General features: G+C 31.0%; 9 protein-coding genes. All 9 read left to right on the top strand.

What is annotated here, in order from left to right; all coding sequences use genetic code 11:
* Positions 1–390 precede the first annotated feature (390 nt).
* Positions 391–708, top strand: a complete 318-nt coding sequence (locus tag ACEVFT_RS13915) for an ArsR/SmtB family transcription factor (RefSeq protein WP_393950413.1) — start codon at positions 391–393, stop codon at positions 706–708.
* Between the two features lie 69 nt (positions 709–777).
* The gene (locus tag ACEVFT_RS13910; protein WP_393950411.1) at positions 778–1,458 is read left to right on the top strand and encodes a type 1 glutamine amidotransferase domain-containing protein; all 681 of its coding nucleotides are present in this window, start codon (positions 778–780) and stop codon (positions 1,456–1,458) included.
* Between the two features lie 227 nt (positions 1,459–1,685).
* Positions 1,686–1,844, top strand: coding sequence for a hypothetical protein (locus tag ACEVFT_RS13905; protein ID WP_393950410.1), 159 nt, complete (start codon positions 1,686–1,688; stop codon positions 1,842–1,844).
* A 206-nt stretch (positions 1,845–2,050) separates the two neighbouring features.
* The gene (locus ACEVFT_RS13900) at positions 2,051–3,070 is read left to right on the top strand and encodes an NADP-dependent oxidoreductase (RefSeq protein ID WP_393950408.1); all 1,020 of its coding nucleotides are present in this window, start codon (positions 2,051–2,053) and stop codon (positions 3,068–3,070) included.
* A gap of 128 nt (positions 3,071–3,198) precedes the next feature.
* Complete coding sequence (locus ACEVFT_RS24765; RefSeq protein WP_483869623.1) at positions 3,199–3,297, top strand: cysteine-rich KTR domain-containing protein; 99 nt, start codon at positions 3,199–3,201, stop codon at positions 3,295–3,297.
* A gap of 1,493 nt (positions 3,298–4,790) precedes the next feature.
* Positions 4,791–5,729: a trigger factor gene (locus tag ACEVFT_RS13895; protein ID WP_393950407.1), complete on the top strand. Its 939-nt coding sequence runs from the start codon at positions 4,791–4,793 to the stop codon at positions 5,727–5,729.
* Between the two features lie 638 nt (positions 5,730–6,367).
* Positions 6,368–8,128 carry an ABC transporter ATP-binding protein gene (locus tag ACEVFT_RS13890; RefSeq protein ID WP_393950405.1) on the top strand — a complete coding sequence of 587 codons (1,761 nt, stop codon included), beginning with the start codon at positions 6,368–6,370 and terminating at the stop codon, positions 8,126–8,128.
* A gap of 13 nt (positions 8,129–8,141) precedes the next feature.
* Entirely contained in the window at positions 8,142–9,887 is a 1,746-nt protein-coding gene (locus tag ACEVFT_RS13885) for an ABC transporter ATP-binding protein (protein WP_393950404.1), read from the top strand.
* A gap of 53 nt (positions 9,888–9,940) precedes the next feature.
* Positions 9,941–12,847: an insulinase family protein gene (locus tag ACEVFT_RS13880; RefSeq protein ID WP_393950402.1), complete on the top strand. Its 2,907-nt coding sequence runs from the start codon at positions 9,941–9,943 to the stop codon at positions 12,845–12,847.
* Positions 12,848–12,893: the final 46 nt, after the last annotated feature.

Raw genomic sequence — 12,893 nt, 5'->3', positions numbered from 1 at the left:
AAATGGTTGGACAGTTTGAATCGGTGATAGTAGTGTGGATTAAAATCCTCAACAACTTCTTTGTAATTGTTATCTCTTAAGGGGGCATCGCCTCATCGGGTTCTAGTGCAAAAAGAATCAGATTTATAAACCGTTCCATATAACACATTTTAAATTATCTATTTCGTATCACTTATAATTGATTTCTGCTTTATTCTGGACAGACTATACCTGCTGGTGAGGATGTCCTTTTTTTATCACAGTACATTAATTTTCCATCAACAATAAATATTATTGAATCTTTTTCAATTGACATTACAATTTTTATGAAATACAATACGTTCAAATGTTTAAAAGTTTAAACATTTATTACGATAAAAATGAAAGAAAGAGTGAAATCTTATGAATGATATGAAAACACAAGAAAACATGTCTCTTTTTAGACAGTTATCGCCTATATTTAATGTGTTGAATGATGAGAATAGGCAAATGATAATACTATTGTTAGCTGAAAAAAAAGTCGAAGGGATGTCTGTAACCGATATTACAGAAGAAATCGAGTTATCACGTCCAACGGTTTCTCATCATTTAAAATTGCTAAAGCAATGCGGTGTTGTTTCATTTCGAAAAAAAGGTACGGAACACATTTATTTTATTACGCTAAAAAGACCCGTAGATCAAATGAAACAACTTATTTTTATGTTGGAAACTCATTGTGAATTATTATGAAGTGATGAAAATAATTGTTAAATATAACAATTTCAATTTGGGAAATTATTCGATGTATCGGGAGGAAAAATGAAAAAAATATTAGTAGTTTTAACCAATACTACACATTACGAAAATTATAACGAGGCTACTGGTTTGTGGCTTGGTGAGGCCACAGAATTTGTTGAAGAAGTTCTAAAAGCAGGATATACAGTAGATTATGTCAGTCCAAAAGGTGGTTTTGTTCCATTAGATCCAAGAAGTATGAAGTATGCTAATGATAGTGACTTTAGTATATATGATTCGGAAGATTTTAGAAAAAGAGCATTATCTAATTCTTTAAATCCAAATCAAATATGTTCTGAAGAGTATAAATCCATCTACTACACAGGCGGTCATGGGGTTATGTGGGACTTTCCTAAAGATGAAAATCTTCAAAAAATCGCAATGAAAATCTACAATTCCGGAGGATATATTGCTACGGTTTGTCATGGTATTGCAGGGCTTCTAGAGCTGAAAGATGATTCAGGTAACTATTTAATAAAGGGAAAAAATATAACTGGATTTACAACTACAGAGGAATGTTTGGCGGGTAAAAAAAATAAAGTTCCTTATTTTAGTGAAAAAGTTGCTCAAGAAAGAGGGGCTTATTTCAACAAGAAAAGAGCTTATAGTGAATTCGCTATTCAAGACGGAAGAATAATCACAGGACAAAATCCTTTTTCTGTAAAAGCAGTTGCTAATCTTTTAATCAATGCTATGAATCAATAAAACTATTCTGAAGTGTAGTAGCACATACTTGGAGTTACTTTTGACGTATGTGATATAAAAATGAAAGCAAAGCCATAATATGAAGGTTTTTTATGATAAACAACCTGTAATTGGCGATGTTGAATGGGATGATGTATTAATGAAAGTAGAAATTTTCGGGCAATTACTTCCCATAATTTCATATGAGGGCGAAAAATTTCAAGAAGAAGTAAAAAAGAGAAAAATCATTGGCTTTATACTTGTTTTCAGAAGATGAATCATTAAAAGCAAAATTTCTAACAGAAGTATCTCTTTGTGGAGTAGGTCAATCTGGTATTGGACACTACCATGGAAAAAACAGTTTTGATGAATTTACACATAAAAAAACAATTATTGAAAAGGGATAAATTTTTAGCTTAAATTTTTCTACATCCATCAGTTAATAGTAATAGTCTCAAATTATTAAAGAGAATTTTGAAATCAAATGTGATTCCAAGGAAAAACTCACGATGTTTAAGAATGATAATATTTATTAGAGTTTATAGCTGAATAATATGAATAAAAGTACTAGACAAAAAGTTAGTAAAATGTTTGTTGAGAGGAAGAGAATGAAGTGAAGGCATATCAAATAAACAAATACGGAGAATACGAGCCGTTAGTAATGAATGAAATAAGCAAGCCAAAAATTCAAAAAGATAAAATCATTGTTCGTGTACATGCTGCCAGTATAAATCCGGTTGATTATAAAATTCGAAAAGGAACTGCAAAAGTAATACTTCGATATAAAATGCCGTTAACATTGGGGCATGATTTTTCGGGAATTATTGAATCCGTGGGATCAGAAATACATGAATTTAGTGTAGGAGATAAGGTTTATGGACGAATTCCAATATCGGGTTCTCCAGATGATACACCCGGATCGTTTCAAGAATTTGTACTTGTGGGAGAAAATGACATCGCAAAAATACCTAGTAATCTTACTTTAACGGAGGCAGCTGCAGTTCCTCTAGTAGCTTTAACGGCTTATCAGGGACTGTTTGACTGGATTCAGTTACAAAAAAAACAGTCAATTTTAATAACAGGAGGTGCTGGTGGAGTAGGACATGTTGCCATTCAGCTGGCTTTAATGGTGCAAGCTAAAGTGTATACAACTGCTAGCAAAGATGGCACGCGCTTTTTGAAGGATTTTGGAGATATTGAATTTATTGATTACAAAACCGAAAAATTTTATGAAGTTTTGTCGGATGTAGATGCTGTTTTAGATATGCAGGGAGGTGATGATCTTAGGCTTTCTTTTAATATTGTAAAAAAAGGTGGAAAAATAGCAACAATAAATTATTTACCAACCCCCTCCTATGCTGTCGCTTCAGGTAGAGGAAAATTAACACAGTTCTTTTTAAAAGTAGCCACATATAGCATGAGAAAAAAAGCTCAAAAACACAAGGTTTCTTTCCATTCGTTTCTTACTTTATCCAACCGTAAAGAACTTGAAGTTATTTCAAAGTTTATAGAAGAGGAGCAATTAAAAGTAATAATACAAAAAGTATATTCTGATAAAGAAATTAATACTGCGGTTGAAAAAGTTATGAATGGAAGAGTTAAGGGGAAAATTGTGGTGAAGTTTGACTGGTAAAACACTATATGGTGTTTTGGAAAAGTAAAATAAGGAAGAATATCAAATGTGAATGAGTATTGGTTATTATATCCTGTTTGCAAAAGCACATCTTGAATAAAGTTACGTGATGATACAGTATTAATTAAATTTCCTGTATATATTACCCTAAATACAAACAAGAAACCTTAAAAAATATAGACACACTAAAAGTAACTACAATTACAGAGCCAGACGCAAAAATGTAGAGCCTATAATTTGAGAAGTTAAAATCAGTACTATGTCAATTTCAAACAATATTCTCCCTAAAATTTTACCTACTTTTAAATCTAAATTTTAGGATTTCAGAATAAAAACCTATAACGGGCCATTCTAATGACATTTAACCAAGGTCATTAATAAAGAAGTTGACTTTTGTATTGTACTAACTGAAACACATCATCAATTCGTTAATAATAATTCTATCATTCTTTTTGTGAGATCATGCTTTTATAGTAACAATAGAACAAGTAAGTAAACATCCTCTTACCTTTTTTGATTATGGAACCATGGATTAGCTTATGATTCATCGGCTATTCATAAGTAATAATGTAAACTCAAATATATTTCTAGAAGTTGATAATACGGAAACAGCAAAAAATTTAGTAATTCGTACCATGATATGTTGATTAAATTAATTGATTAACTCTTATATCTTTATTCTATGAGGAATTTTGCAACATGCCTATCAACTTAAGGTTTAACACCGTACACAAAATCTTCGTTTTTGGGATAACCTGTTCCGATAAAGTTGATGGTGACCGTACATTTTCAATAACCTTCCCACAAACTTCTTATTTAATCCATTTTCACTCTAAAAAGACTCTTTAAAAGAATTAGTTCCTAAGGGATAAAACACTGTATTGTACAAAATGGTTTGGATTTCTTTGGTTAACTTTTAATTGTATCACTTAGAACCTCCGTTTAAGCATCTTTCACCGATTAAACACCGAAAATCAAAGAAATTTATAGCCAATTTTTTTACCTAAAGCTGTTGAACCCATTAAATAGTATTGCTTCGATTTTAAAACTTTTCTGATCAATGGTCTAATTGAGGGTAATAATTCATCTGAAATTGCGATTCGCCCAGATATAATCAGTTCTAAAGAATTGGATTTTTTAGTAAAGTACCTGGTGCGAATGTGCTCTGTTTAAGTTAGGCTGAAACAGCTAAACGAATTGTTTCAACTTTTATCAATACGTAGTGACGGTAATGAAGAGCTGCCACATTTACAGTTCCATGGCAGCCAGAGATAATAAACGTTTACATACCTTGGTCGATAAATTCCCAAGTGAAGAGTGCAAAATAGCTGTTTATCTGACTTCTTTTCGGATAAACGGCTATTCGTAATTGTGAGTATAGGAAAGGTAAGTCCTTTTTATAATCATTTTTTTATATTTTCACTTCTCAAAAATGATAATTATTCTTTCAAATTTAAGAAAAAGAACCACTTTAAAATAATTTAAGATTAAGAAACGTTTAAAAAAATCAATGATTTTATTCATAATGAAAAAATGATTGTGTTTTGGCATGATTATTGCATTTAATTTAAAAGAAAGGAGATAGTATTGAAAATTTTCGCTAAGATGCCCAATATTTGGTGTTATCATTGCAGGCTTCAATCGTGTTAATAGAAATAATTGAGGTCTTTCTAATGTTTTTTAAAACATTGTAAGGAAAAAAATTATAGGAGTGAATATTATGTTTAAATCAAAAGCTATAAAAATAAACGGTCTTAGAAAAATTGATAATTTGGATATATCAGATCAAATGGTTGAAATAGAAAACCAAATTATTAATTCAATAAGTAAACTACTCAATAAGCATTCCGAGTATAAGAAAACAAATGATGGTGTAAAAGTAGGAGATCTTGTAAACCTCAAATTAAAAAGTACTAATACAAAATTTAATAAGGAAAATTTACCTGTTGTAGTGGGTACTGGGTTATTCGATAAAGGTTTTGAAGAATTACTTATAAATTTTATTCCGACTAAAAAATATATGATTAATTTTAATGGAGATGAAATAGAAGTTACCATAACAGAAATTAAGAGAAAGATTCTACCTGAATTAACTAATGATCTAATAAAATTAGAATGTATAGATAAAGTCGTAACTGTAGAAGATTACAAAACAAATCTATTTTATACAATGGTAAATGAGAAAGCATTTGAAGTTGCTTCTGAATTTCTTTCTAAGGTAAGAGAAGAATCTGAATTCATAATTTCTGAAAATGATGTAAATTTATTATTTGAAGGCGATTTGTCAAAAATGAGATTTCTTAGTTTAGAAGAGGGCATGGTTCTAGAGGAGATGACAGATAATGAAATAGGGCAAAGAATTGGTATGCCGTCATTAGAGAAATTTGAGGAGGTATATAAGAATGAGAGATATCCAATCATGCTTAAACGAGCTTTAATAGGATTCTTTTTGGCTAGTGAAGATAATTTCAACTTGGATGAATCCACTTATGAGCAATCTTTTGAATTTAAAGATTATTATAAGAATTATTCAATGAGTGATCGAAAAAAACTGCTTCCATTTTTTAATTATCTAGTTTACTCGTATTCAGCTTTTGCTCAAGAAAAAATCACCAATTTGGTTAAAGAATCATTTTCTTATAGAAATATATTAAAATAAACAATAATAAAATAATATCTAAATGGTTCATGACAAAATATGATGAGAATATTAATGTTTAGAAATTAATAGGTGAAGGATTTGTTCTGGTAGATTTTTAGTCTGACACATGTGGCCCTTGTAAAACATTGGCACATAATTTAAATGGTAGATCCCCCTTATATTACTACTTCTAAAATAAATATTATTCATTTTCCTAATAGAGGTGATAAGTTTGATGTGATGGTAGTGCCAACAATTAAATTCGTTTCAATAACATAAATAAAGGTCAATTCTCACTAATGATAATTCTACTTTTCATTCGTGAGAATTTAGACAATCATTATTTAACAATCTAGTAATAAACAATAATGAAAAAAATAAAAAAGGGACCATTTTTAACTGAAACTTTAGAATTTTAAATCTCTATTAATAAACTTGGCATAGATATTGCAATATTTAATTAGTGAAAGGAGTGTTTTAATAAATAGATTCAAAAACGATATCTAGCAACCATAATATTCTGAATGTTTAATCTACTCTTAAGAAAGTAGTTCCGTAGTTCTTTTACTATCTAAAACGGCTAGATAAGTAGGAAAGAAACAAAAAGCGAAGTCAGCCTGAGAAGAATTCATAATGGAATGAATGGGGAGAATGGGGTGCCAAAAATTAAAACTAGAAAAGAGAGAAAAGTAAATTCTAAAAGGAGAGAAGAAAATCCTAATAAAGGAGTATGGAAAAGATTCATAAAACTTATATGGAAATCCAAACTACCATATTTATGGATTGGGATTTATATCATCACTGGTATCATTGCTATAAAAATCGGGATTAAAGCCCCTTCTTATACTGCTGAATTATTTAATGGGAACGTGAGTGTGAGTCTTGTTGTATCATTAGTATTCGCAACCGTTGCCTCAACTTTGATTGGCCAATTATCTGGAATTCCAAAAGGTATTGCAGAGGCAAAAATCGATATGAATTTAAGAACAATGATATGGGGGAAGATGCTCCATTTACCCGTAGGCTTTTTTGATAAAAGTAAGCCGAGGGACATGGTAAGCCGTATTACCACAGATACTGAAGTTGTTAGTAGATTAGTTGTGGGAACTTTGATTGGAGAAATTACAACGCTTTATTTATTCTATGAAACAGCTAAACAGTTGGCCAGTTACGACGTAAAATTGATGTATTCAATTTTTGTATTTATTCCTGTCCTTATCTTAGTCAGCTATATTTTTGGAAGATTACTTTATAAAACTAATAATAGAGAACAATATAGAGTATCCAGATTAACGCAAGTACTTGCAGAATTAGTATCAAATGTACCGTTAATTAAATCCTTTGCTAATGAAGAAAAAGAAACTGAGCGTGGGAAAGACGCTATTAGAAAGTTGTATAAAGCCAATATATCTAGTGGTGTGGTAGGTATGTTCTTTATTCCTGCATTTTCTTTAATTAACTTAATTCAAACAGTGTTAATAGTAGTTGTAGGAATAGCTCTATTAAATGATGGTGATATTACAACAACAATGTGGACAGCTTATTTTCTCTATGTTGGTAATTTGGTTAATATTGTTAATTCCAAAGCTGGAACGTGGAAGGAAATAAAAAGTGCACAAGGTGTAACTGATAGAATTAGCCGTCTAATGGAGCACGTGGAGGAAGAATATTATTCAAGTAAAAGTGTTGGGAAAATGGAAGGGGATATTGTACTTAATAATGTTTCCTTTAAATTTGGAGAACAGCAAGTATTAGAAAATGTCTCATGCAGATTTAAGGCAGGAAATGTTACTGCATTGGTTGGATTGAGTGGTTGTGGAAAAACGACCATTCTGAATTTAATCGATCGTTTTTATCTACCAGTGGAGGGAGATATTGAAATTGGAAACCAAAATATTATGAATTATAATCTGAAAGAATATCGCCAATCCATTACATATGTTTCTCAGAATAGTGGAGTCATGTCAGGAACCATACGAGAAAACATTCTTTATGGAATTAACCGAGTTGTAGATGAAGATGAATTAATTGCTGCAGCAAGGCTTGGAAATGCATACGAATTTATATTAAAGTTTAAAAATGGTTTTGATACTGAGGTAGGCGAAATGGGTAATAAACTTTCTGGTGGTCAAAAGCAACGAATAGCAATATCTAGAGCAATTCTGAAAGATCCAAAGTATCTATTACTAGATGAAGCAACTGCTAATTTAGATGCCAATGCTGCAGAGGAGGTTTTAAGTGGCCTGAAAAATCTAATGAAGGGAAGAACTGTCATTATGGTTACCCACGATCCAAACTCTATGCTAATCGCCGATGAAATAATTGTTTTAGAGAACGGTAAAATTACATCTGTGAGTACGCATGAAAAATTAATAGAAAAAAATGAGTTTTATCGTGAGATCACAGATATGCATTGAGAGGAGTGAGTAAATGAAAAATTCCAAAGAAGCAGCAAAAATGGAGTGGAAGCTCTTTCTTAAGATTTTTAAAAAGATAAAAATACCTTGGATATTATATATTGTATCATTTTTATCTGGTTTAATTTTAGCTTGGATATCTCTAAAACTAGCTCAAATTCAAACAAAAATTCAAATAGGTAAATTTTTCGAAGATAATGCACTTTATGTATTTATAGGTCTGACGCTCCTTACTATTTTAATGACGATAGTGCAAGAAGGAGCTACCCTTTTTGCCGATCAGAAAGTAAATAAACGCTTAAGGTCTGTTTTATTAACTAAAATACTGAGAACAAAAATGCGTGTGATCCAAGAGGAAAAGTCTGGCGGTTTGGTTTCTAGGGTCACTAATGATGCAACTGCTGCAAGTAGTGTAACAAGTATTCTAACTCGTATTTTTGCTTCCTTTTACAGTTTTCTGGGTGCATTATTTGGTATGTATTTATTAAACCCTACTCTGACAAAGACATATGCATTGATGATACCATTGACACTTTTCATATTTTGGTTTGTTGGGCGCATTCAATTTAAAATTCAATTTAAGTTTTTCCATACTTATGGTGTAATGACAAATTACTTTTCTGAACATCTAATCAACATGAAATATGTAAAAGCACAAGCCACAGAAGATGAAGAGATGGTCAAAGGTATCAAAGCAATAAAAACAAGATACAAAGCTGATTTATATAAAACGTTTATGGGAACTGTTCAAACAATAGTAGGGAGCCTTATTACCACCCTCTCTATGATTATTATTTTTGTTTTAGGTGCCTTTTATGTTAGAAATGGGACTTTTGAGACTAACGATTTGGTTACATTTAAAAATTTATCTTTAATTATGCTCCCTGGGTTATATGAACTATTAACGCAATTTCAGACAGTGAAAGGCGCTCAAGGTGCTACAGCAAATATAGCGAAGTTACTGGAAGTAGAGGAAGAAGAAGTTAAAAGGAAGCTATCGATTGGATCATTAAAAGAAGATATTACTTTTGAAAATGTATCTTTTGGTTATAATGATCAACTAATATTGGAAGATGTCAGTTTTACTATTCCAAGAGGTAAGGTTACAGCTATATTAGGGAAAAACGGAACTGGTAAATCTACTATTTTTAACCTTATTGCTAGGTACTATGAGCCTAATGGTGGATCAATCAACTTTGGATCACATGATGTGAGCCAGATTCATCTAGATGAATGGAGAAGAATGATGGTGTATGTATCTCAGAACAGTCCAATTCTTTCAGGTACTATTAGAGACAATATTCTCTATGGTGTTAGAAGAGAGGTTTCAGAGGAAGAGCTTAACAGAGCAGCAAAGCTTGCAAATGCTTATGAATTTATTCAAAAATTCCCAGATGGTTATGATTCTGAAGTAGGGGAAGCTGGAGGTAGGCTTTCTGGTGGCCAAAAACAAAGAATTGCGATTGCGAGAGCACTAATTCTAAATCCAGAATACTTGTTATTAGATGAGGCAACAAGTAATTTAGATGCTAAATCTGAAACATACATTAACGATGCGCTTGAGCATTTAATGAAAGGAAAAACAATCATTAAAATTGCACATAATTTAAAATCTATTCAAGGTACAGACAACATAGTTATTCTTGAAAATGGAAAAGTTGTTGCAGAAGGAAAACATAATGATTTATGTGAAACAAATAATTATTACAATGGCTTTGTTAAATTGCATAAAAATAAAGCGGGTAGCCTTACTATTTAAAATTCACAATTGTTTTTCTTTGTAAATTTCTAACTATTAACTGGAGGATTATAATGGAAGTAAATGAACTTTATCACGGATTTAAAGTAGATAAAAAAGAAAAAATACAAGAAATTAGTGGTACTGTTTTTCTAATGAAACATATTAAAACAGGTGCAAATTTGGTTTATGTAAGAAATGAAGATGAACATAAAGCATTTTCAATTGGATTTAAAACTCCCGCAGAAAATGATACAGGTGTTTTTCATATTCTGGAGCATTGCGTATTAAGTGGTTCAAAGAAATACCCAGTTAAGGAGCCTATGGTTGAATTAATGAAAGGCTCCATGAAAACATACTTAAACGCTTCTACCTATCCAGATAAAACTTTATATTCTTTAGCAAGTGTTAATTCAAAGGACTTATCCAATTTAATCGATGTTATTTTGGATGCAGTATTTTTCCCAAGACTGTATGAACAAAAGGAGATTTTCCAACAGGAGGGTTGGCATTTAGCATATAGGGAAGATAAGAAAGAGTTTATTTACAAAGGCATTGTCTATAATGAAATGAAAGGAACTTTGTCTTCACCTCAGCAACGCTTGATACATTCAATGTTTAAAGCATTATATCCGTTTACACCGTACGCTACTGTTTCAGGAGGGGATCCGCAACATATTACTAGTTTAACCTATGAAAAACTATTAGAGGCGCATCAAAAATATTATCACCCCTCAAATTGTCTAGTTTACCTTTATGGTGATGTGAATATTGAGGAGGGATTACAACAAATAGATGAAGTACTTAGCAAATTTGAGCATAGAGAAGTTATCCCTCCAGAGCAAGATGATTTTCAGGTTGGAGAATTTATTGAGATTAAAAGTGCGTACCCGATTTCTGAAAAGCAAATAGAAGAAGAGAGTACATTCCTATCTTATGCTTATAAGGTTAAGGATCTAGATGATAAAAAATTAAATGTAACATTAATTGTTTTATATAAATTACTCTTAGAAGGAAACTCAGGGATTTTAAGAAAAAGATTATTGGAAGAAAAATTAGGGAAAGATGTTATTGGCTATGTTGACTATTCTTTAAAACACCCACTTTTTGCAATTTGTGCAAGCAACAGTGAAGTAAAAAATAAAGAAAATTTTATTAAAGTGGTACAGGAAACCTTACAAGAATTGGTGAAGGATGGGATTGATAAAGAATTAATTGAATCAGCTCTTATCTCAACTGAATTTGAACTAAGGGAGGCAGACTACGGAGTATTTCCATCAGGGCTAACTTATGGAATTAAGGCTGCATCAAATTGGATTGCTCAGAAATCGCTTTTTGATTCATTTAAATATGAAAATTCAATAGAAGAACTAAAATTAAGTGTAAGTGAAAGGTATTTTGAAAACTTTATTGAAGAACACTTATTAAATAGTAAACACTCTGCAGTTATAGTGTGCAGTCCATCAAAGCAAATTGCGAAAGAAGAAATTGAAGATGAACAACAAAAGCTTGAGATGATCAAAAATAGTGTAGACAGAGATGATATAGAATCAATAATTGAGGAAAACGCTAAATTGAGTAAGTTTCAATCTACTGCTGATAGTAATGAGGCAAAGGCGACTCTTCCTAATTTACTAATAACAGAGATTAATCCGCAACCTCTTCATTTGCCGTTGAAGGAAATCAGAAACAATGGATTCAATCTATTGTTCCATAACCATCAAACCAAAAAGGTAGTTTACTACAATCTATACTTTAATGTCGGGGAAGTAAAGGAAGATCTATCTTACTATAGATTGTTTACTGAATTATTAGGGAAATTAGGAACCTCAAAATATACTAGTGATAATTTAGCAAGTGAAATAACATTGAAAATCGGAAAACTAGCAATAGATAACCATCTATATTCAGAGACTATTGAAAGTTGTCACCATAAAGTAGCTGTAAAAATAAGAACGACATATGAAAATATTACCAAGTCATTAAAACTCGTTCATCATATCCTAACGGAAACATCTTTCGAGGATAAGAGTAAAGTTAAGGAACTTATCGGAAATATGGTAAGTAATATGAAAAATCAATTAAATAATAATGGAAATATATTTGCATCTCTGCGGATTAACAGTAATTTATCGGCTGCAGGATATTTAAATGAAAATTTGAGCGGTATTACTTTTTATCAGTTCCTTATTAAACTTGAAAATGAATTTGAACAGCGTTATGAATCAATGGTAGAAAAGTTGAAAGAAATAGCAATTAATTTGTTTTCTAAAAGCAATCTAGTTGTGGGATTAACAGGTGATACAAGTGTTATGACAGTATTTTCTAATTCTTTAAGTAAATTAGACCTTCCAGCAGGTAATATTCGCAAAACAGTTCCTTTATATTTAAAGGAAAAAATAAGCAAAGAAGCGTATACAAATAGTAATTCAGTTGTACATGTGGTTCAAGGGGGGAATTTTAAAGAAGCTGGTTTTGAATATTCTGGACACATGTTGGTACTTGCAAAGATATTGAATTTGACTTACTTATGGAAGAATTTAAGAGTTAAAGGAGGTGCTTATGGAGGTGGGATAAACATCTCTATTAATGGTAATTTAAACTTCTATTCTTATCGGGATCCAAATTTGGTTGAAACATTAGAGATTTTTAACAAAACAAGCAGTTTCGTGGAAAATTTAGACTTAACAAAAGCAGAATTGCAAAGATATATTATTGGTACTATAGCAGATTTAGATAAACCAATGAATGCTAGATTAAAGGGAGAAAGAGCAGATACTAACTACTTTATTAATAATACCTATGAAATGCGAGCTAAAGTTAGGGAAGAGATATTAAAAACAACAGTTGAAGATTTAAGATCCCTAAGCAAAGTGTTCAAAGCTATGGAAGGAAAACAACCTTTATGTGTTGTAGGTAATGAAAATAAAATTAATGAACAAACTCAATTATTCGATTTTTCATTACCTTTACATTTGTAATGTTAAAGTACATCTAATATTTTATTTATAATAATCTATTTTCTTG

It is taken from the genome of Lysinibacillus sp. PWR01 (assembly GCF_043359455.1).
Classification (GTDB): Bacteria; Bacillota; Bacilli; order Bacillales_A; family Planococcaceae; genus Lysinibacillus; species Lysinibacillus fusiformis_F.
Note: the sequence above shows the minus strand (reverse complement) of the source record. Positions and strands in the feature narration are given on the sequence as shown.